This window comes from Candidatus Dechloromonas phosphoritropha, from assembly GCA_016722705.1.
Classification (GTDB): Bacteria; Pseudomonadota; Gammaproteobacteria; order Burkholderiales; family Rhodocyclaceae; genus Azonexus; species Azonexus phosphoritrophus.
In genome coordinates, this window is record JADKGN010000001.1 from 1051339 (window position 1) to 1072804 (window position 21466).

The 21466-nt window shown below is 58.9% G+C and carries 19 protein-coding genes and 5 pseudogenes; 17 read left to right on the top strand and 7 right to left on the bottom strand.

What is annotated here, in order from left to right; translation table 11 throughout:
- Positions 1–96: 96 nt before the first annotated feature.
- Positions 97–1311 carry an IS4 family transposase gene (locus IPP03_05165; protein ID MBL0352070.1) on the top strand — a complete coding sequence of 405 codons (1215 nt, stop codon included), beginning with the start codon at positions 97–99 and terminating at the stop codon, positions 1309–1311.
- A 45-nt stretch (positions 1312–1356) separates the two neighbouring features.
- Positions 1357–1662, top strand: a pseudogene (locus tag IPP03_05170) (phage portal protein).
- Here IPP03_05170 and IPP03_05175 read toward each other — a convergent pair.
- Positions 1646–1930, bottom strand: a complete 285-nt coding sequence (locus IPP03_05175; GenBank protein ID MBL0352071.1) for a type II toxin-antitoxin system RelE/ParE family toxin — start codon at positions 1928–1930, stop codon at positions 1646–1648. The pseudogene IPP03_05170 and the gene IPP03_05175 sit on opposite strands and share 17 nt — an antisense overlap.
- Positions 1927–2160 (bottom strand): ParD-like family protein, encoded by a 234-nt coding sequence (locus IPP03_05180; GenBank protein MBL0352072.1) that lies wholly within the window; start codon positions 2158–2160, stop codon positions 1927–1929. Before IPP03_05180 ends, IPP03_05175 begins: the two co-directional genes overlap by 4 nt.
- Positions 2161–2244: 84 nt before the next feature.
- On the opposite strand from IPP03_05180, the gene IPP03_05185 reads away from it, so the two are divergent.
- The 4 genes and pseudogenes from IPP03_05185 (at position 2245) to IPP03_05200 (ending at position 4623) form a co-directional block, all read left to right on the top strand.
- Positions 2245–3513 carry a S49 family peptidase gene (locus IPP03_05185; protein ID MBL0352073.1) on the top strand — a complete coding sequence of 423 codons (1269 nt, stop codon included), beginning with the start codon at positions 2245–2247 and terminating at the stop codon, positions 3511–3513.
- A gap of 3 nt (positions 3514–3516) precedes the next feature.
- A complete protein-coding gene (locus tag IPP03_05190; protein ID MBL0352074.1) occupies positions 3517–3894 on the top strand; it encodes a head decoration protein in 378 nt (125 codons plus the stop codon).
- 12 nt (positions 3895–3906) lie between these two features.
- Positions 3907–4308, top strand: a pseudogene (locus tag IPP03_05195) (major capsid protein).
- A pseudogene (locus tag IPP03_05200) lies at positions 4294–4623 on the top strand (IS30 family transposase). Before IPP03_05195 ends, IPP03_05200 begins: the two co-directional pseudogenes overlap by 15 nt.
- Positions 4624–4857: 234 nt before the next feature.
- Here the strand turns inward: IPP03_05200 and IPP03_05205 are convergent.
- Complete coding sequence (locus IPP03_05205; protein ID MBL0352075.1) at positions 4858–5814, bottom strand: IS1595 family transposase; 957 nt, start codon at positions 5812–5814, stop codon at positions 4858–4860.
- Between the two features lie 230 nt (positions 5815–6044).
- Here IPP03_05205 and IPP03_05210 point away from each other — a divergent pair, with 230 nt between their 5' ends.
- The 5 genes from IPP03_05210 to IPP03_05230 all read left to right on the top strand — a co-directional run bounded on the left by IPP03_05210 (position 6045) and on the right by IPP03_05230 (position 12254).
- On the top strand, positions 6045–7214 hold the full coding sequence (locus IPP03_05210) for an IS4 family transposase (GenBank protein MBL0352076.1): 1170 nt from the start codon (positions 6045–6047) through the stop codon (positions 7212–7214).
- Between the two features lie 111 nt (positions 7215–7325).
- Positions 7326–8461 (top strand): IS3 family transposase gene (locus tag IPP03_05215; GenBank protein ID MBL0352077.1). Its coding sequence is split into 2 segments (ribosomal slippage): positions 7326–7587 and positions 7587–8461, totalling 1137 coding nucleotides; the frame shifts between segments, so codons are not numbered across the junction.
- Positions 8462–9054: 593 nt separating this feature from the next.
- Positions 9055–10170: an S-(hydroxymethyl)glutathione dehydrogenase/class III alcohol dehydrogenase gene (locus IPP03_05220; protein ID MBL0352078.1), complete on the top strand. Its 1116-nt coding sequence runs from the start codon at positions 9055–9057 to the stop codon at positions 10168–10170.
- A 59-nt stretch (positions 10171–10229) separates the two neighbouring features.
- The gene (gene fghA / locus IPP03_05225; protein MBL0352079.1) at positions 10230–11063 is read left to right on the top strand and encodes an S-formylglutathione hydrolase; all 834 of its coding nucleotides are present in this window, start codon (positions 10230–10232) and stop codon (positions 11061–11063) included.
- A gap of 546 nt (positions 11064–11609) precedes the next feature.
- Complete coding sequence (locus IPP03_05230; protein ID MBL0352080.1) at positions 11610–12254, top strand: winged helix-turn-helix domain-containing protein; 645 nt, start codon at positions 11610–11612, stop codon at positions 12252–12254.
- Here IPP03_05230 and IPP03_05235 read toward each other — a convergent pair.
- The 3 genes from IPP03_05235 to IPP03_05245 are packed head-to-tail and all read right to left on the bottom strand — an operon-like array spanning position 12212 to position 14485.
- On the bottom strand, positions 12212–13786 hold the full coding sequence (locus IPP03_05235; GenBank protein MBL0352081.1) for an IS66 family transposase: 1575 nt from the start codon (positions 13784–13786) through the stop codon (positions 12212–12214). The genes IPP03_05230 and IPP03_05235 overlap by 43 nt on opposite strands.
- 13 nt (positions 13787–13799) lie before the next feature.
- On the bottom strand, positions 13800–14177 hold the full coding sequence (gene tnpB / locus IPP03_05240) for an IS66 family insertion sequence element accessory protein TnpB (GenBank protein ID MBL0352082.1): 378 nt from the start codon (positions 14175–14177) through the stop codon (positions 13800–13802).
- Positions 14177–14485, bottom strand: a complete 309-nt coding sequence (locus IPP03_05245; GenBank protein ID MBL0352083.1) for an IS66 family insertion sequence element accessory protein TnpB — start codon at positions 14483–14485, stop codon at positions 14177–14179. The genes tnpB and IPP03_05245 overlap by 1 nt, the downstream gene beginning before the upstream one ends.
- A gap of 93 nt (positions 14486–14578) precedes the next feature.
- Between IPP03_05245 and IPP03_05250 the strand changes: the two genes are divergently transcribed.
- Positions 14579–14908: a transposase gene (locus IPP03_05250; GenBank protein ID MBL0352084.1), complete on the top strand. Its 330-nt coding sequence runs from the start codon at positions 14579–14581 to the stop codon at positions 14906–14908.
- A 381-nt stretch (positions 14909–15289) separates the two neighbouring features.
- On the opposite strand, the gene IPP03_05255 is transcribed toward IPP03_05250, so the two are convergent.
- Entirely contained in the window at positions 15290–16504 is a 1215-nt protein-coding gene (locus IPP03_05255; protein MBL0352085.1) for an IS4 family transposase, read from the bottom strand.
- A 149-nt stretch (positions 16505–16653) separates the two neighbouring features.
- Here IPP03_05255 and IPP03_05260 point away from each other — a divergent pair.
- The 5 genes and pseudogenes from IPP03_05260 to IPP03_05280 all read left to right on the top strand — a co-directional run bounded on the left by IPP03_05260 (position 16654) and on the right by IPP03_05280 (position 21364).
- Positions 16654–17005, top strand: a pseudogene (locus IPP03_05260) (IS3 family transposase).
- On the top strand, positions 17002–17901 hold the full coding sequence (locus IPP03_05265) for a DDE-type integrase/transposase/recombinase (GenBank protein MBL0352086.1): 900 nt from the start codon (positions 17002–17004) through the stop codon (positions 17899–17901). Before IPP03_05260 ends, IPP03_05265 begins: the two are co-directional and overlap by 4 nt.
- 1 nt (position 17902) lies before the next feature.
- Entirely contained in the window at positions 17903–18433 is a 531-nt protein-coding gene (locus tag IPP03_05270; GenBank protein MBL0352087.1) for an antirestriction protein ArdA, read from the top strand.
- A gap of 314 nt (positions 18434–18747) precedes the next feature.
- Complete coding sequence (locus IPP03_05275) at positions 18748–19785, top strand: IS4 family transposase (protein ID MBL0352088.1); 1038 nt, start codon at positions 18748–18750, stop codon at positions 19783–19785.
- Positions 19786–19970: 185 nt separating this feature from the next.
- Positions 19971–21364 (top strand): annotated as a pseudogene (locus IPP03_05280) (IS1380 family transposase).
- The last annotated feature ends 102 nt before the right edge of the window (positions 21365–21466 follow it).

The following is a 21466-nucleotide window of genomic DNA, read 5'->3' on the forward strand; positions in this document are numbered from 1 at the left end:
GCGCCAAGATATAATCGAGCATGTAACCAATTGATATAAATAGGCGTTATATGACGGCCTAAATATGCCAATATCGTTTCACGGCTAACGGACTACATTCATGGCGCCAATTTCCTTGCCGCCGCCCGCCGCGAGCCTCGGTTTTTCACCCGAAACCGTGAATTGCCATTCACGAATCTGATCGCTTTCCTGCTCACCGGCATTCGCGGCGCAGTTCAGGCGGAGCTTGATTCCTGCTTTGCCCTGCTTGCCGGAAGAACCCGCCTTTGTCGGGCGATCACGGCCAGTGCCTTCTCAAAGGCGCGCAGCCATCTGGTCGCCAATCTCTTTGAGCCGCTCAATACAGAATTGCTGCGCCTGGTCGATGAGGTCGTTCCGCAGCAGCCGGACTGGCAAGGCTTGCGGGTCTTGGCGGCGGATGCATCGAAGGTACGTCTGACCTTGCTTGACCTGGAAGGGCGCCGCCATATTCGAGAAGCGGCCATCTTCGGTTTGTTTCGGCCAGGGATCGAATTGTTCGACTCGCTGATTTTGCACAGTTCGCTGGTCGGCGAACGTCAGATGTTGTTTGAGCGGCTTGACCGACTCGGTGCTCAGGACATGCTGGTGCTTGATCGCGGGTATCCGGGTGCCTGGTTGGTCGCGGCGCTGTTGCATCGAGGTATCCCCTTTTGCATACGCTGTGATTCGTCCGCTTCCTTTTCTGCCATCACCCAGTTCATGCGATCCGGAGAAGATGAGGCGCAGGTGACATTGCCGCCACCGCATCGTCAGGATGCCATTGATTACGAGTGTCCGCGTCTGCCTTCTATGGTTCGCCTGATTCGTCAGGTGACGCCGACTGGCAAGGTACGGGTCTTGATGACCTCCTTGCTTGATACCGCGCGGTATCCGGCCACAAGCTTCTCAGCCCTTTATCACAGCCGTTGGCGTATCGAGGAGGCGTTCAAGCGCATCAAACACCGGCTCAATCTGGAGCACACGTCCGGCCTGACTTGGCTGGCCGCCTGCCAGGATGTTGGGGCCAAGATGGTGTGTGACAATCTCAATGCCCTGGCCACCTACCTGGCTGCGGAAGAGCGGCTGCCCAGCGATTCGCCATGGCGAGTGAATCGGACGATGGCCTTCAATACCGTACGTCGTATCTTGCCCCGAGTCTTGGCGGGTGTGCAGCAAATCACCACCCGAGTTACCAAGGAAATCTTCTCGGAAATCGTCAAAAACCTTCAGAAATTTATCCCTGATCGTGCTCGACCTCGGCCAAACCAGCGAAAGCCTCACCTGTCCTTTGCTTACAAACCCGCCGTATGACTATGGACTAAGTTGAGAGGATTGGGCTATGCCCGGGGTGGTCAGGCCAAGCGCCGCGAGTATCTGTCCGTGAAATGGATTCCCCAGGGCTGGCAGTGGGTGGATCCCAAGAAAGAGTTTGACGCCATGCTCACCGCGATGCGCGCCGGCCTGTTATCGCGCTCCGAGGCGATCTCGTCATTTGGCTATGACGCTGAGGATGTTGATCGCGAGATTGCCGCCGACAACGCCCGGGCCGATGCGCTCGGCCTGGTGTTCGAGTCCGACCCGCGTCACGAATTGCCGACGCCTGCGCTGCCAGAGATTCCCGTGAGCAGCGAGTCCTCAGCTGATGCTATGAAGAGCGCTTGAGGTCCCGATAGAAGTTCTCGTGGGGGCCGACGGCTTCAAGATAGATCAGGCGGACTTCATCATCCACTGTGTAGCCGAGCAGGTAGAGCTGGTTCTGGCTGCGGAATTTATAGACGAACAGTTCGGCCAGGTCGCCCTTCTTACGTTCGCCGACGGCAGGATTATCCGCAATGACCTCGGCGGCCGCGTCGACATCGGCGACGACGTTGTCGTGGAGTTTCTTGTAGGCGCGTGCGAAACGTCGGGTCTGCTTGAGCGAATAGCTCATGCCCGCCGTGACCGGGCAATGAAGGTCGTCGCATCGTCATGGGACTCAGCCATCGATGCCAGTGATTCGGCAATGAAACCCGCTGGAAGGTCTGGATTGTCCAGTGCGGCGCGACCTACACGGGCCCAGTACTCGACCTGACCAGCAATGCTGCGATGTTCGACCATGGCATCAGCGCGAGCCTGATCGTACAGCGTCTGATCGATACGAATGGAAGTCGATGCAGTCATGGTGGTTCTCCAGAAAAAGTCCGTTCAACGGATAAGCAGAACGTTACCACAATTGTAGTAAGTCCTTCAAGGAGTACAACTGAAATGCAGCTACCGCACCTGGCGTCCCGTCTCTACGGGATGCCGCTTCTGCTCGCCCGAGCCAAACTGGACGTGATTCTCTCGGTACTGGGCGATCGGGTGAGTTGGCCGGAACTTGATCTGGCCTCACCACTAGCGCATGCCCGGCCACGTAGTGATGCCCCTGCGGGGATCGCCGTGATTCCGGTGGTGGGGTCACTGGTGCGCCGCACGATGGGACTGGACCTAGCGTCAGGATTTACCTCCTACGCCGAGATTGCCGGCATGGTCGACGCCGCCCTCAGTGACTCGAGCGTCGAGGGCATCGTGCTCGACATCGATTCTTCGGGTGGCGAAGCGGGTGGCGTCTTCGAGCTTGGTGAGCGGATCCGTGCGACCGATACGATGAAGCCGGTCTGGGCGGTCGCCTCGGACGCGGCCTATTCAGCCGCCTACGCCATTGGCTGTGCCGCTTCGCGCCTGGTCATTAGTCGCACCGGCGGCGTCGGTTCCATCGGCGTGATCGCCATGCATGTTGACCAGACGGCGCGCGACGCCCAGCAGGGCTATCGCTACACCCCCATCACCGCCGGGGAGCAGAAGAACGACTTCTCGCCCCACGAAAAACTTACCCCCGACGCCCATGCCCGTCTGCAGGTTGAGGTCGATCGCCTCTACGGCCTCTTCGTTGCCCACGTTGCCGCTATGCGCAAGCTCGATGGTGATGCCGTGCGTGCCACCGAGGCTGGTACCTATTTCGGTGAGGACGCCGTTACTGCCGGGCTGGCCGACGCAGTCGGCAGCCTCGATGCGGTGCTCTCCGATTTCAGCAACTTTCTGGTGGCTCGTCGGGCGCGCGGCCACGCGGTATCCGGTTCCACGCGCTCACTCATCGCACCCCCCTCAACGCTCATGGAGAACACAAGCATGCCAATGACTGATCCTGTCGAAAACTCGTTGACCGATGACCCGGCAGAGCTAACCGATCCGGAAACGGAGAAACACGTCACCAACGAAGCACCTGCGGCGGCTAATCCGGCAGCGCCCGAAGCCCACCGTGCCGATGCGGTGGCGATTGCCGAACTGTGCCAACTCGCCGGCCATCCCGAACTGAGCGCTGCCTTCCTCGCCAAAGGCGTCTCCGAAGCCCACGTCAGGAAAGCACTGCTGGCATCACGCGCCGACAGCCCGGAGATCCGCTCCACGATCGCGCCGGATGCCGCACCGCCCCAGCAATCCCCGTCCGCCAATCCCCTGATGGCGGCCGTCAAGAATCTCACCGGAAAGGAATAAGCCATGCCCGTCATTACCGAAGGACTCAACCTCGGCGATCTACTCAAGTACGAAGCCCCCAATCTCTATTCACGTGACCCGGTCACGATTGCCGCTGGCCAGAACCTCGGTCTCGGCACGGTGGTGGGCATCGAAGCCGCCACAGCCAAGCTGAAGCAGATCGATCCCGCCGCCACCGATGGCACTGAGATCGCCGTCGGCGTGCTCGCCACTTCGGTCGATGCCAGTCTCATCGATCGCGAGGACGGGCTTCTGATCGCCCGTCATGCCGTGGTTGCCGACCACGCGCTGATCTGGCCAGCCGGCATCGCCGCGCTGGAAAAAGCCACCGCCATTGCCCAACTCAAGGCGGCCGGTGTGCTCGTTCGCCACGCTGTTTAAAGGAGAAATTACATGCAGAACCCGTTCTCGAATCCCGCCTCCTCGATGGCGAACCTCACGGCCGCCCTCAACCTCCTGCCGAACCGCTATGGCCGGCTGGAATCCCTCAATCTGTTCCCGGCGCGTCTGGTACGCTTTCGCCAGATACTCATCGAAGAGAAGAACGGCGTACTCAATCTCCTGCCGACCCTGCCGGTGGGGAGCCCCGGTACCGTGGGCCAGCGCGATAAACGTAAGATGCGCTCCTTTGTCGTGCCGCATATCCCGCACGATGATGTGGTGCTGCCTGACGAGGTCCAGGGGCTGCGCGCCTTCGGCTCGGAAACCCAGTTGGAGACCATTGCCGGCGACATGGCCCGGCATCTGGAAACGATGCGCAACAAGCACGCCATCACGCTCAAGCATCTGCGTATGACCTACGACCAAGGGCGCGAGATGGCGCAGCATGCGCGCCTTTCTGAAATCACTGGCGTCGCGGTCCATTTCGCCGATCCGCACAGCCCTTGGCAACGCGGCATCAACGAAAATACCAACGGCTTGCTTCGCCAGTATTTTCCCAAGGGATCCGATCTCTCTGGATTCTCTCAGACCGAACTCGATGCCGTTGCCTGGCAACTCAATACCCGACCTCGAAAGAGCCTCAACTTTCACTGTCCGGCCGAACTGTTTATCCCAGAATCCTTCGACTTCTTTAAGCATCATCATCGGCTTGTTGCACTTCGGACTTGAAACCGCCTAGCGATTGAATGTCGACCACGGCAGGAAATCCATCAACTGGGAAAACAGTGTCTTGCCGGCGTTCATGGCAATACCCTTCAGAAAATTCCGAAGGGCCATTTTTCGCCGATTTCAAATCGACACCACACCTTTTAGCTCGGAAAGCCCCGTCAGTCATGGCGATCGGCAGTTCGAGTGCTCATTTAACCGAACAGTAGTGATGAAATCTGACAAAGTAGAACCTGATTAGCAATGTACGTCAGCTACCATCCGAGTTGAGCGCAGCGGACAAGGTATTGCAGTGATGGCCGCGATGAGCAGGCGCTGGTGGAGCGTACGCAGATCAAAGCGGCGGTTGAAGCGATAGCAGAATGCTGCGAAGGTGCGAGCAGCGCACTTTTCGAAGTCGAACGCATGGTAGCAACCCGACAGGCTGGTCTTGAGATTGCCCAACACGGTGTTGATCCACTTGAACGCGGGAACGTCCCTGGGCTTGCGCCCAGCCATGACGTTGGGTTGGTGACGGCAACCGGCCTCGGTCACGGCGCCAAAGCAGGCCAAGCCATCGAAGAACACGGTGCTCCCCGGAGCCACATTGGATTTCGCCCACGCCGAAACGGCCTCGCCCGTGAATCCCGAAACCGGTGTCAGGCACACGCGCAGCGGGTGCTCCTCTTGCGTCAGGGAAACGGCGGCAACAAACGGCACCTTGTTCTCGGAACCTCGCCCCACCTTGCCACCCGTGCGCTCACCGCCGAGGTAAGCATCATCCACTTGAACTTTGCCTTCAAGGTGATAGCGCTCCTCCCGGTCGGCCATGACCTGCATCAGCTTGTGCTGGATCAGCCAGGCCTTGGGGTAGCTCACGCCCAGTTGTCGCCGCAGCGCCAAGGCCGACAGCCCGGTCTTGGCCTGGCTGATCAGGTAGATCGCCAGGAACCAGGTGGTCAGCGGCAGTTTCGTGCCCTGAAAGACAGTCCCGGCAATCAGTGAGGCTTGATGGTGGCAAGCAGTGCATTGAAAGACTTTGCGTACGCCGTCACGAAATATGAAATTCGCCGTTTCTGCGCATCGGGGACAACAAAACCCTGCCGGCCAGCGCGCGGCCTCAAGCGCCTGCTCGCACTGCGCCTCGGTTCCGTAGTCGTTGAGAAATTCCGGCATCGACAGCCCAGACTGAAATTGGATTCGGTCCATCGCCATGATAGCCACCTCGCATTGGTTGATGGCGGTCACTGTACGGGTCTACAGGCTCACCATATGAGCTTGGCTGACGTTCATTGCCAATCAGGATCACTACTGTCCAGTTAAATTGAAGGGTGAATCGCTGTAAGCCATGAATGACAAAGGATTCCGAGCGACGAGGGGTGTCTCCGATTTGAAATTGGAATGGGGGTTGCCGCAAACTTCCGGGTTTTGGCTCGGAGGCTGCCATGAACACCGGCAAGACATTGTTCGCCCAGATCATGGATTTTCTGCCATGGAAGACCTTTCACCGGATCGTGGCGCGTTACGGTGGCGACAAGGGGGTGAGGTCGCTGACCTGTGCCGAGCAATTCCTAGCCATGGCCTTTGCCCAGTTGACCTACCGGGAGAGCCTGCGCGACATCGAAGCCTGCCTGCTGGCGCAGGCGGCAAAGGTGTACCACATGGGTTTTCGCGAACCGGTCGCCCGATCGACCTTGGCGGACGCCAACGAATTGTGCGGCTGGCGAATCTGGGAGCGCTTTGCCGGAGGCCTGATCATTCAGGCCTGCGAGTTGTATCTCAGCGAGGACTTGGGGCTCGATCTGACGCATACGGTGTACGCCCTGGATTCGACCACCATCGACTTGTGCCTGTTGGTGTTTCCTTGGGCGCACTTTCGCACCACCAAGGCCGCCGTGAAGATGCACACGCTGCTCGACCTCAAGGGCAACATTCCCAGCGTTATCCGCGTCTCCGACGGCAAACTGCACGACGTGCATGCCCTCGACCTTCTGGAGTTGGAGGCGGGGGTTATCTACGTGATGGATCGCAGCTACATCGATTTCGCCAGGTTGTATACCATGCATCTGGCGGGAGCTTTCTTCGTGACGCGAGCCAAGTCGAACATGAAGTGGCATCGGGATTATTCCGCCAAGGTGGATCGCAACTCCGGCATTATTTGCGATCAGACTATCGCGCTGGATGGCTTCTACACACGGCGGGACTATCTGGTGTCGTTGCGCCGGGTGCGCTTCAACGATCCCGGGACCGGCAAGATGCTGATCTTCATCACCAACCAGATGACTTTGCCGGCAACAACGATCTGTGCGCTCTACAGGAATCGCTGGCAGGTCGAACTGTTCTTCAAGTGGATCAAGCAGCATCTGCGAATCAAAAGGTTTTTCGGGACATCGAAGAATGCGGTCAACACGCAAATCTGGATCGCGGTGTCAGTCTATGTGCTCGTCGCCATCATCAAGAAAAAGCTGCAACTGGACGCCTCGCTCTACACTTTGCTACAGATTCTATCGGTCACCCTGTTCGAGAAGATGCCCTTGCAGCAAGCCTTTCCAGCCAGCGAGTACATTCTTCCACAGGGGGTTCCGTGCAACAAATTGAATCTATTCACTATTTAAGCGGACAGTAGTGAATCAAGAAGTAGAATTAGTGCAATATACACTGCGGCGGTCACGGTTTTTCGGACAGTCGGATAAGCTAAAGCCGACCGAACGAAAGGAACGTGAAACATGAGCGTGAAACGCAAGCAGCACGGCGCGAAGTTCAAGGCGCAAGTGGCGATGGCGGCGCTGGCTGGGGACAAGACCCTGGCGGATCTAGCATCGGAATATGGGGTTCATCCGACGATGATCAGCACCTGGAAGCAGGAATTGGTGAAGCGTGCCGACGAGCTCTTTGAGCGCGGCAACAAGAATGCTGCCGACCCACAGAAGGTGATCGACGATCTGCATCGCAAGATTGGGCAACTCCAGGTCGAACGGGATTTTCTGGTCGGACAGCCCGCCATCTCCCGCCTGATGAAAGGCGCACGATGATCAAGCCGAACGCGGAACTGTCCATTGCCCGGCAAGCCAAGCTGCTCGGGGTTTCCCGTAGCAGCGTCTATTACCACCCCAAACCCGAGTCGAACGAGGAACTTGATCTGCTCAAGCGACTGGACGAGCTCTTCACCGAGAATCCGATGTACGGTAGCCGGCGACTCCAGGCGATGCTCAAGCGCGAAGGCGTTCTGGTCGGACGTCGGCGTATTCGTCGGCTGATGAAGAAGCTCGGCCTGTGGGCGGTCACCCCGAAGCCCGACACCAGTCGGCCCCATCCCGAGCACAAGATCTACCCCTACCTTCTGCGGGACATGAGCATTGACCAGCCTAATCAGGTCTGGGCCACCGACATCACCTACATCCCGATGCAGCGAGGCTTTCTGTACCTCGCCGCCATCCTGGACTGGGCGACAAGACGGGTGCTGGCCTGGCGGCTGTCCAACACGCTGACGGCGGACTTCTGTGTCGAAGCGCTCAAGGAAGCGATTGCCCGATACGGCCAGCCCACGATCTTCAACACCGACCAGGGCAGTCAATTCACCAGCGAGGAATTCACGGGCGTGCTCAAGGCCCACAAAATCCAGATCAGCATGGACGGACGTGGACGCTGCTACGACAACATCTTCGTCGAACGCCTGTGGTGGACCGTGAAACACGAGTGGGTCTATCTGCGCCCGGCGGCAAACGGCATTGAGCAAAAGCGTAGCTTGGCCGAATGCTTCGACTGGTACAACCGCCGACGGCCCCACCAGTCGCTCGCGTGGCAAACACCGGACGATGCCTACTTCGGCGCGCTGGCCGCGGCGCAAGCTCTGGCGGCGTGAAAGGCGAAAAGCACCATGCACCGTGGATTTGTGGACAGTCGGCTGCGCCGATCCCCGCCTAACCGCGTTGCCGCGGTTCCCACCGCTTGCCCACAGGTCGGCGGCTGCCCACAAGCTCCACAGCGCCTACCACTATCCGTTTAAAATCCGGGAACGTCAAAACCATCTCCCAACCACCGGCCTTAGCTTATTCCACCCCGGTGACTGTCCAAGGGACCGGAGCCACCGCGCACTATCTTGTTTGCACTTCCTCCACGTGGATTTAATCGCCATCAACAGCGCTGGCGTCGTCTTCGCCCGGACGGTGGTTTCGGCGAACGGCGCTAACTTTAGCGGCGCGCGTCCCTACATAACTCCGAGAATTCGGCCCTCCACCCCCGCCACGCCACGCAGTGGTGGCGACAAATCTGGCTTAAGCGCAGCCTACAAACAGCCATCACGGTCCGCATCGAGTAGCCACGTCGCTATACGTAGCAGGCACGGATTCACATCGTGGCGATCCGGGCTTGCTGGTTTCAGTTAGCAGCGCAATACTTGGTCACGGTGACTTTATCGCGTCTTGCAACCCACCAAGGAAATATATGAGTCAGACGATCAAATCCAAGGCCGCCATCGCATGGGGCCCGAACCAGGCCCTGTCCATCGAGGAAGTGGACGTGATGCCACCACAAGCCGGCGAAGTGCGGGTTCGCATCATTGCCACGGGCATCTGCCATACCGATGCCTTTACGCTGTCTGGCGATGACCCGGAAGGTATTTTCCCCGTCATCCTCGGTCACGAGGGAGGCGGCATCGTGGTATCGGTGGGTGAAGGCGTCACCAGTGTGAAGGTGGGCGACCATGTGATTCCGCTGTATACGCCGGAGTGTGGCGAGTGTAAATTCTGCAAGTCAGGCAAGACCAACCTGTGCCAGAAAATCCGTGAGACGCAGGGCAAAGGCCTGATGCCGGACGGCACCACGCGCTTCTTCAAGGGCGGCAAGCCGATTTTCCACTACATGGGTTGTTCGACCTTCTCCGAATACACAGTGTTGCCGGAGATCTCGCTGGCCAAGGTCAACAAGGATGCGCCACTGAAAGAGGTCTGCCTGCTCGGTTGTGGCGTCACCACGGGTATGGGGGCGGTGATGAACACTGCCAAGGTCGAGGAAGGCGCTACCGTGGCCATTTTCGGTATCGGCGGCATTGGCCTGTCGGCCATCATTGGCGCCACCATGGCCAAGGCCAGCCGCATCATCGCGATCGACATCAACGAGAGCAAGTTCGAACTGGCGCGCAAGCTTGGCGCCACCGATTGCATCAACCCGAAGAACTACGACAAACCGATCCAGGATGTGATCGTCGCGTTGACCGACGGCGGCGTGGACTACTCGTTCGAATGTATCGGCAACGTCAACGTGATGCGCTCGGCGCTCGAGTGTTGCCACAAGGGCTGGGGAGAATCAGTCATCATCGGCGTGGCCGGTGCCGGCCAGGAGATCTCGACCCGTCCGTTCCAGTTGGTGACGGGCCGGGTCTGGCGCGGTTCCGCCTTTGGTGGTGTCAAGGGCCGTTCGGAACTGCCTGGCATCGTCGATCGGTACATGCAGGGTGAGTTCAAGCTCAACGACTTCATCACGCACACGATGGGACTGGACCGGATCAACGAAGCATTCGATCTGATGCATGCGGGCATAAGCATCCGCACCGTGATCCATTTCGACAAGTAAAGTGGCCTGGCCACCCGCACGCGGGTGGCTGCGCTTATGACCAGGACGATCTGATGACGATAGAAAATCTGAGCTGCAATCGCAGTTTTGGCGGCTGGAACAAACAATACCGACACGCTTCGAGCAGCTTGCATTGCGACATGCGTTTTGCCATCTACCTGCCACCGCAGGCCTCCAACTCGCAGAAGGTGGCGGCGTTGTATTGGTTATCGGGCCTGACGTGCACCGACGAGAACTTCATGCACAAGGCCGGTGCCCAGCGCATTGCGGCCGAACTGGGTATTGCCATCGTGGCCCCCGACACCAGCCCCAGGGGCGACGCGGTGGCGGATGCCGATGATTATGACCTCGGCAAAGGCGCCGGCTTTTATGTTAATGCCACGCAAAGCCCGTGGAACGAGCACTACCGGATGTACGACTATGTACTGCAGGAGTTGCCGCAACTGATCGAGGCCACGTTCCCGGTCAGCAACTTGCGATCGATTGCCGGCCACTCCATGGGAGGCCACGGCGCGCTAGTATTGGCGCTGCGCAATCCGGAGCGTTTTCAATCGGTATCGGCCTTCAGCCCAATCAGCAACCCAGTTAATAGTCCGTGGGGCAAGAAGGCGCTGTCTGCCTATCTGGGGAAAAACACGGACAGCTGGGCCGACTACGACGCCAGCATGTTGATGCGCCATGCCAGCCAGTTCGTGCCGGCCCTGGTCGACCAGGGTGAAGCCGACGAGTTTCTGCTGGAACAGCTCAAGCCAGAAGTGTTGGCAGCCGCTGCCAAAACCAGTGCTTATCCGCTGGAGCTCAACCGCCACGAAGGTTACGACCACAGCTACTTCTTCATCGCAAGTTTCATCGAGCAGCACCTGCGGTTTCACGCAAGGCATCTGGGCTTATAGAGAGAGGAGAATTGAGCAATCACCCAAATGAACCCAAGAACGTCCCGTGCGACCCCGACCACTGCATTCAGGTGCGGGGTGCGACAAGTCAGATTCCTCTAATCACGCCAAACGCCGGCGAACCGCCGCAACCAAAGTGGAATGGGAGAAATTGCCCCGCGCAGACCTGCGGTCGACACCAGATTGCCCAGTAATATAGCGCGTCGATGGTTTGGCGGGTGGCAAAGAACGGAGGTAATGCCGGGGAAACCTACCGGGCGGGTAATTCTACTTTGTCAGATTCCATAACAACGTAATGCCTTCAGGGTAGCGGCCTATTTTTGATAAGTGAAATCCATAGCTTTCTGGCGCCGTCGATGGTGATTTGCGATCATGGTGGCGGGGTCAGCGCATCTGCCTCGATCCTGGACGGCAGCTTGTGGCGCAAGATATCGACCAAGTCATTGCAGCGCGGATTCAAAACCGAAGTGCAACTCTGATGTTTAATTCAATTTCCACACCGATTAAGCAATAATTAGAGCATCTCGATGAGACCTGAGGTGTGGGATGGGAAGGCCGTTCAAGGGAGAGGGATCGGTAGCAGAGGCGCTGAAGATTGTCAAAGAAGCCAAGAGTGTGGAACAACTGCGCCAGGCCCAAGCGGTTGTTCTGCCGTTGTGCTACGGTTTGAATCTTGAGCAGACCGCCGCGGTGATCGGCGTTTCGCTCAGTTGGGCCTCACGATTACGCAACGCGTTTCTGGCTGGACATCGGGTAGGCGGTGAATCGGAACCTGCACGAGGCGGACGCCACCGGGAGAATTTCACCCGAGCGCAAGAAGCCGAACTGTTGAAACCCTTTTTCGACCAAGCGGCCAAGGGCGGTATATTGGTCGTCAGTCAGATCAAGCCGGCCCTGGAGAAAGCGCTGGGACGCCCGATGGCGCTGTCCTCCGCCTACAACGTGCTGCATCGCAACGGTTGGCGCAAGCTGGCGCCAGACAAGCGACATCCGCAAAGTGATCCGACCGCGCAGGAGGCGTGGAAAAAACTCCCCGACACCCTTGGCGAACTCCGGAGAGATTTCGCTAAAGGAACCCCGATCCGTCTGATGTTTCAGGACGAAGCGCGCTTCGGGCGTAACCGGCAACTACGCGGCGTCGAGCGCCCCTACTTCGGCAACGCGTACAAAGGCGAGCGCAGCGGGTTCTGAGCGAACAGTTCTTTCCAGACCCGTGGCGTGAGTTCATGGACGCGGTCGGCGGGGTGCTCGGCGACGCGCTGCAGGACATCGACGAGATAATCGTAGGGGTCGATCTGATGCAGCCGACAGGTAACGATCAGGCTCTGGATGATCCCGACCTGCCTGGCGCCGAACTCCGTCCAGCAGAACAGCCAGGAGCGGCGCCCCATGGGAATCACCCGCAGGGCGCGTTCGAGGTGATTGGTGTCGATCGGCACGTCCGGGTCGGCGAGGAAGACCTCCAGTCCCCATCGTCGATCGCGCGTGTAGGCCAGCACCCTGGTCAGCGGATTGCGCGGTAACAGCCCCTGCGCCGCGAAGCGTTCGCCAACCCAGGCGAAGAAACGCTCGACGATCGGTTTGGCATGCTCCAGACGATAGTCGCGCTTCCTTGCACCGGTGAGCTTTTGCTCGCGGATGCGCTCTTCGACCTGATACAGGTCCCCAATGAGCGCGAGTGCCTGCGCTGCCGCTTCTGGTTCCGCGTCTTGCGCGTCAAAGAACTTACGACGCGTGTGCGCCCAGCATTGGGCGTGCGTGATCCCGATCTGCGCCGCGTAATGACTGTAGGCCTGATAGCCGTCCGACAACAGCACCGCGCCTTCGGCGGCGGTCAGTCCGAGGGCCGCCTCGACGTGCTTGAACTCGCGACTGGCGAAGAAGGGGAAACAGATTTCGTCGCCTTCGCCATACACCGGCCAGAAGTACGCCGCTTTCAGCTTGCCGGGTGCGCCCTGTCCGGCCTTGATCGGCGTCTCGTCCATCGCCTTGACGCGCGAGCTGCGGATCGAGGCAAACTGCGCCTCGTAGATCGGTTCGAGCAGAGTGATGCCCTGTTGCCCGATCTGCGTCAGCCACGGCCGGCTGACGGTGATTCCCGCATCGGCCAGGCGTTGATGCTGGCGATACAGTGGCAGGTGGTAGGCAAATTTGTCAATCAGCAGTCCGGCGACGAAGCTGACGTCGGCCCGGCTGCCCTCAATGACACCGGCCGGCGCGTTGGCGCAGACCAGTGTCTGGTTACTCTTGAGCTTGATTACCGGCCGGCGATACTTGATCACCACGTAGCTACCCGGCCGTTGCGCCAGGCGATAGCTGTCCTTGTGGCTGATGACCTCGTAGTCCTCGGGAGAGAGGCCTTCGACTTCCGGCGCGGTGAGCTCGACGACTTCGACTGGGACGCGGTTCTCGTCGAAGAAGGGCACGCTTTCGTCACTGGGACGCTTGCTGGTCGGCTGACGGGTATGCGCGGCGACGGGGCGACCTGGTGACTCAGAACCTGGTGGGGGCGTCGGGAACTCGCCGAGACTCAGTTGGCCGCTCGGCGTGACGTCGATGCGTCGTTCGCTTTTCTGGCCGAAGATCTGGCGCTTGAACCAGTCGATTTGTTGCTTCAGTGCGGTGATTTCAGCAGACAGCGTCTGGCACAGATCCAGCACCTCTTGCGGGCACAATGCTGCGGCTTGTTCGAGGTTGTAAAACCGTCTGGTAACGTGCTGAATCCATGCGTGTATTTTAACACAAGCCGCTGTTTTGAAGCGTTTTTATGGGCGCTCCAGAGGCGTGATAACGCTTCTTCCGGCGTCCCGGCTCGATCCCTTCGAGGAGCAGTTTCAGACCGGTCCAGTCGATTTCGCACGTGCGCACTTTATCCCAGTTGGCGACGAAACGGCCTTCTTCGAGACGCTTGGCCCACAGGCAGAAGCCGCTGCGATCCCAGTAGAGCACCTTCACCTGAGTGCCACGGCGATTGAAGAAGACGAAGAGCTGGCCGCTCAGCGGGTCCTGACCGAGGACATGACGGGTGATCGCGTACAGACCGTCGAAGGATTTGCGCAGGTCGACCGGCTGGCCATAGACTTGGACGCGGATTTGGCCTTCAGGGAAAAACATCAGCGGCGCTCCAGCTGCAGGATCAGGCCGCCGCCGAGGTCGAGGGTGAGGTGGAAACGAGCGGGCGTCGCCGTGGTTGTGCTCAGAGGGCCGACGTCGACGAAGGTGGCCGGCTGGCCGCTGGCCTTGTCCTGACTGTCGAGGGCGATGCCCAGACGTGTGCGCCAGCGATGGAAGCTGGTATCGCTGATCCCTTCGCGTTTGCAGAAGGTCGCAACGTTCAAACCGCTGCCCGGAAATCGCGACAGCAACGCCTCCCATTCGCTCGCGCTACGCCGCACCCGCGACCCTTCCCCTGCCTTGGCCATCCTGGCCTCCTCCGCGTTTCGTGATTCGAGGAGGACATTGTCGACAGCACGATCGGCGCTGGAAAGAACGCCGCAGAGTTACCGGTTACGTGCATGCAGCTATTCCTCGACGAAGTGGCGGCACGTCATCCGATGGATCGGATCGTCAAGGTCCTTGACGGTGCGGGCTGGCATGCCAGCCAAGCACTCAGAACACCCGAAAACATACACCTGCTACCGTTGCCTCCCTATGCCCCTGAACTCAACCCGGTCGAGCATCTCTGGGATGAACTGCGCGAGAAGTTCTTCCACAACCTGGCCTTCGATAGCATCGATGCACTTGAAGATCAGCTCGAATCGAGCCTCAAAACCCTTGAATCAGAGCACCAGCGTGTCCGCTCAATCGTACACTGGCCGTGGATCGTTAATGCATTAACGAATTAGAAATTGAATAACAGGTTGAGTGGGCGAGATGCAGTAGCATCCGAGCCCCTCGACCGCCAAGTCAAGGTTGCCCAACATGAGTTACACGCAGTTCACCCGGAACGAACGTTACCAGATTGCCATCCTTGCCAAGACAGGACATGACCGAAGCAGCATAGCCCGGTTGATGAATCGACCTAAGGAAACGCTAATTGATTCCATCTTTCCATGCATGCGTATGGTATTTTGAAATACTGATTTGTGAACCGGCCCCGATATTTCTGGACACAGATTTGGGGTTAAATCGTGTCTGAAAAAGGGGTACTGAAATGCTGAATGAGATGAAAGTGGGAGGTGTTGCGCCGGGGGTGCTGGAAGCAATCCTCTCAACTTAGTCCATAGTCATACGGCGGGTTTGTAAGCAAAGGACAGGTGAGGCTTTCGCTGGTTTGGCCGAGGTCGAGCACGATCAGGGATAAATTTCTGAAGGTTTTTGACGATTTCCGAGAAGATTTCCTTGGTAACTCGGGTGGTGATTTGCTGCACACCCGCCAAGACTCGGGGCAAGATACGACGTACGGTATTGAAGGCCATCGTCCGATTCACTCGCCATGGCGAATCGCTGGGCAGCCGCTCTTCCGCAGCCAGGTAGGTGGCCAGGGCATTGAGATTGTCACACACCATCTTGGCCCCAACATCCTGGCAGGCGGCCAGCCAAGTCAGGCCGGACGTGTGCTCCAGATTGAGCCGGTGTTTGATGCGCTTGAACGCCTCCTCGATACGCCAACGGCTGTGATAAAGGGCTGAGAAGCTTGTGGCCGGATACCGCGCGGTATCAAGCAAGGAGGTCATCAAGACCCGTACCTTGCCAGTCGGCGTCACCTGACGAATCAGGCGAACCATAGAAGGCAGACGCGGACACTCGTAATCAATGGCATCCTGACGATGCGGTGGCGGCAATGTCACCTGCGCCTCATCTTCTCCGGATCGCATGAACTGGGTGATGGCAGAAAAGGAAGCGGACGAATCACAGCGTATGCAAAAGGGGATACCTCGATGCAACAGCGCCGCGACCAACCAGGCACCCGGATACCCGCGATCAAGCACCAGCATGTCCTGAGCACCGAGTCGGTCAAGCCGCTCAAACAACATCTGACGTTCGCCGACCAGCGAACTGTGCAAAATCAGCGAGTCGAACAATTCGATCCCTGGCCGAAACAAACCGAAGATGGCCGCTTCTCGAATATGGCGGCGCCCTTCCAGGTCAAGCAAGGTCAGACGTACCTTCGATGCATCCGCCGCCAAGACCCGCAAGCCTTGCCAGTCCGGCTGCTGCGGAACGACCTCATCGACCAGGCGCAGCAATTCTGTATTGAGCGGCTCAAAGAGATTGGCGACCAGATGGCTGCGCGCCTTTGAGAAGGCACTGGCCGTGATCGCCCGACAAAGGCGGGTTCTTCCGGCAAGCAGGGCAAAGCAGGAATCAAGCTCCGCCTGAACTGCGCCGCGAATGCCGGTGAGCAGGAAAGCGATCAGATTCGTGAATGGCAATTCACGGTTTCGGGTGAAAAACCGAGGCTCGCGGCGGGCGGCGGCAAGGAAATTGGCGCCATGAATGTAGTCCGTTAGCCGTGAAACGATATTGGCATATTTAGGCCGTCATATAACGCCTATTTATATCAATTGGTTACATGCTCGATTATATCTTGGCGCGGCCAGATGGCAAAGTTGCCAAAATTAGATGACAGACCGCTAAGTCAAGAGGATTGGTGCTGGAAGGAGCGCGGAGCGCGACTGGAAGCGCCCCCGGCGCGGCGCCGGAAATCAGGCGCTGGTCGGCGGGGCGGAAGAAGGAAGTGGTGCTGCGCTTGTTGCGCGGCGAGCCGGTCGATGCGCTTTCGCGGGAGGTGTCGGTGCCGATATACAAGCTCGAAAAAATGGCGTGATCGAGCGCTGTCCGGAATCGATGCCGGCCTCAAGGAGCGCGAGCATGATCCCGTGGTGGCCCAACTTGACGATGCCAACCGACGCATCGGCGAACTGGTCATGGAAATCGAGATTCTGCGCAAGGAGAGGCAGGCGAAACGCCCTTTGGTCGGGCGGAGGTCATCGCGATGAGCCGCGAGACCTCCGTGGGAGCAGGCAAGCCTTATGGCCTGGAACGGGTCTGTCGCGTGCTCCAATTTCCTCGCGCGACAATCTACGCCCAGCAAGCGCGGGAAGCTGGGGTCGTGGCACCCCTGTTTCCGATGCGCCGTGGGCCCAAGCCGAAGATACCGGACACGGATCTTGTGCCCGCCATTCGCGCCGATCTGGCGGCGTCGCCCTTCGTTGGCGAGGGACATCGCAAGGTCTGGGCGCGCCTGCGCATCGTCCAGGGCATCCGCGTGTCGCGTGCCCGCATCCTGCGCCTGATGCGCGAGAATCAGCTGCTTTCGCCACACCGTCGGCCCCAGGGCGTTCCCAAACGGCACGATGGGACGATCACCACGGATCGCCCGAACACGATGTGGGGCACCGACGGTATCCGCATCGAGACGCTCGATCAGGGCTGGGTCTGGGTGTTCTCGGCGGTCGATCACTTTGACGCCTGCTGCGTCGGCATCCATGCGGTGAAGATCGGCAACCGTTTCGCGGCCTTGCAGCCGATCGCCCAGGGCCTGCTGGCCGAATTCGGCGCCACCGGCGCCGATGCCGGACGCGGCTTGGCGTTGCGCATGGATCATGGCACCCAATACACGGCCAACGACTTCCTCAACCAGGTCAAGTTCTGGGGGGTCGCGCCGAGCTTCGCCTTGGTCGCCGAACCGCAGACCAACGGCGTCGCCGAACGTTTCAACCGGACGCTGAAGGAGCAGGCCATCCACGGCCGCGTCTTCCGCAACGTCGACGAGGTGCGCGTCGCCGTGACCGAGTTCAAGGAACGATACAATCATCACTGGCGTCTTGAAAAACTGGGCTTCATGTCACCCCTCGAAGCCCGTCAGGCGTATGCCTTGCGAAAGGCGGCCTGAGTTGCAATACCGTGTCCAGATAATCCGAGCCGGTACAACAAACCGAGCCTTCTACTACGTCGACGGAATCCCCACAAAGGGCTACTGGATCGATCTCGACGATGTTTACGACACCGATGAGGTGCTAACCAAGTTGGTGCAATCCGGAATTGCCGAGCCCGACTATGGTGGCGACCTACTTGTCGCTGATGTCGAGGGTGCGCTGGCTTGGGCTTTCTACTCCAGTTGTTGCGACTCAATGGCATTGGATGACTTCAATGCCTGTCGCGACGAATGCGACGACGAAAACGCAGCAGCGGCTTTTATCGAGTGGTTCGGCACATGGGATGCCAACACCTACGAGGAAGCCTACCAGGGGCTCTACGACAACGAGGAGGCATTTGCCGAGCAGTTGATCGAAGACACCGGGATGCTGGCAGAAATTCCGGAACATCTGCAGTGCTACTTTGACTATGGACGTTTCACACACGACTTGTTTATCACTGACTATTACTTCGCCGATGACGGGTATGTGTTCAACAGAAATGTCTGACTTCAAGGCCGGGGGGAAACCCTCGGCCTTTTTTGTCTGTACCCTATGAGCGAAGTAATCGGCCCACTGCCGCAAATCGCGCCGAAGAAACACGGTGTGCCGTAGATGTGGCACAGTGTGCGTGGTGCCGCTGAAGACCGGTAAGACAATGGTGCTAAATGCCCGCGTATGAGCGTGGTCCTGGGCCAATCCTCTTGACTTAGCGGTCTGTCATCTAATTTTGGCAACTTTGCCATCTGGCCGCGCCAAGATATAATCGAGCATGTAACCAATTGATATAAATAGGCGTTATATGACGGCCTAAATATGCCAATATCGTTTCACGGCTAACGGACTACATTCATGGCGCCAATTTCCTTGCCGCCGCCCGCCGCGAGCCTCGGTTTTTCACCCGAAACCGTGAATTGCCATTCACGAATCTGATCGCTTTCCTGCTCACCGGCATTCGCGGCGCAGTTCAGGCGGAGCTTGATTCCTGCTTTGCCCTGCTTGCCGGAAGAACCCGCCTTTGTCGGGCGATCACGGCCAGTGCCTTCTCAAAGGCGCGCAGCCATCTGGTCGCCAATCTCTTTGAGCCGCTCAATACAGAATTGCTGCGCCTGGTCGATGAGGTCGTTCCGCAGCAGCCGGACTGGCAAGGCTTGCGGGTCTTGGCGGCGGATGCATCGAAGGTACGTCTGACCTTGCTTGACCTGGAAGGGCGCCGCCATATTCGAGAAGCGGCCATCTTCGGTTTGTTTCGGCCAGGGATCGAATTGTTCGACTCGCTGATTTTGCACAGTTCGCTGGTCGGCGAACGTCAGATGTTGTTTGAGCGGCTTGACCGACTCGGTGCTCAGGACATGCTGGTGCTTGATCGCGGGTATCCGGGTGCCTGGTTGGTCGCGGCGCTGTTGCATCGAGGTATCCCCTTTTGCATACGCTGTGATTCGTCCGCTTCCTTTTCTGCCATCACCCAGTTCATGCGATCCGGAGAAGATGAGGCGCAGGTGACATTGCCGCCACCGCATCGTCAGGATGCCATTGATTACGAGTGTCCGCGTCTGCCTTCTATGGTTCGCCTGATTCGTCAGGTGACGCCGACTGGCAAGGTACGGGTCTTGATGACCTCCTTGCTTGATACCGCGCGGTATCCGGCCACAAGCTTCTCAGCCCTTTATCACAGCCGTTGGCGTATCGAGGAGGCGTTCAAGCGCATCAAACACCGGCTCAATCTGGAGCACACGTCCGGCCTTCTTGGCTGGCCGCCTGCCAGGATGTTGGGGCCAAGATGGTGTGTGACAATTTCAATGCCCTGGCCACCTACCTGGCTGCGGAAGAGCGGCTGCCCAGCGATTCGCCATGGCGAGTGAATCGGACGATGGCCTTCAATACCGTACGTCGTATCTTGCCCCGAGTCTTGGCGGGTGTGCAGCAAATCACCACCCGAGTTACCAAGCCCGAATTTTTCATAAAAGCAGGCGAATCTCGTTTAACCCATTGATATAATTGGGGTTACGCCAATAACGCTTTGTAAGAAGCCTAAACGAGACCGCCTATGGACTATTCTATCCCAACCCAGCTTCGCTTTCCCGCCAGCGCCGGATTTACGATCCGGGCAGAGTTTGACGGCGGGGCGATGTCCTCCGACTTTGGCGCACTCCTGTTGCGTGGCATCGACCTGCAAATCGGCCTGATTCCCCGCCTGGTCAGCGCGATTCACGACAAACGCCACGCCTCGTACATTGACCATCCCCTGGCCGACCTGCTTCGTCAGCGGATATTCCAGACCGCCAGCGGTTACGCCGACGGTAATGACGCCAACACGCTGCGGCGCGATCCGCTGTTCAAACTGGCGGTCGGTCGTGCCCCGCTGGACGAGGGAAATGACCTGGCCTCCGGCCCCACGCTCTCCCGGCTCGAAAACAGCGTATCGCGCAAAGACATTTACCGCCTGGCCAAAAGCTTCGTCGACGCCTTCATCGCCAGCTACGCCCAAGCGCCTGCCGTGATCGTGCTCGATATGGATCACTCGGAGGATGCCACTCACGGGCAGCAGGAACTGGCGTTCTATAACCCCCACTACGGGAATCACTGCTACCTGCCGCTGTTTCTCTTCGAAGGACTTTCCGGGAAGTTCATTACTGCCGTCCTGCGTCCGGGCAAACGCCCGACTGGCAAGGAGAACGCGGCCATCATCAAGCGCGTGCTGCGCTTGCTCCGCCAGGCTTGGCCCGAGACCCACATCATTCTGCGCGGGGATGGCCACTTCTCGAATCCCGAACTGATGGCCTTGTGCGCGTCCGATCCGCATCTGGACTTCCTCTTCGGCCTGGCCGGCAACCAGGTGCTCTCGCCCAAGGCCGAGCCGCTGCTGGAGAAAGCCCGTGCGCTGCACCAGACACACAGCGCCAACGCCCAGCGCCTGGGGAATCCAGCCCCGGCGGCGACACGACTGTACGACGATATCGAGTATCAGGCGGGCTCGTGGCCCAAGGCTTACCGCGTGGTGGTCAAGGCCGAGGTGATGGCCTTGGGTGACAACCCGCGGTACGTGGTGACCTCGCTGTCCGACCCGACGCCTGATGTGCTTTACAAAGAGCTGTACTGTGCTCGAGGGCAGGACGAGAACTTCATCAAGGCGGTGAAGAACGACTTGGCCAGTGACCGGACCTCCGATCATGCCTTCCTCGCCAATCACCTGCGGCTGTTCTATTCGTGTGCGGCGTATGGGTTGATTCACGGCTTGCGCGAGAACACGCTGGTGCATACGGAACTGGCCAAGGCGCAACCGCTGTCGATTATCCTGAAACTCTTTAAGTTGGCGGTGCGCGTGGTGCAGTACAAGGATCGGATCAAGCTGTCCTTGCCTACGTCGTGTCCGATGAAGGGGTGCTGGCGCGGGTGACCGAGTTGCTTTACCTCGTCCCGCGCCCGCCGGCACCGGCCTGATCGACTCGGCGACGCCGTCTCATGCTACCGACTCGAATCCGCTTGAGCGGAGGTCAGGTCTCGCCAGCGCTCTGTCCAGGGATCGATGGCGGCAGGGTGTGA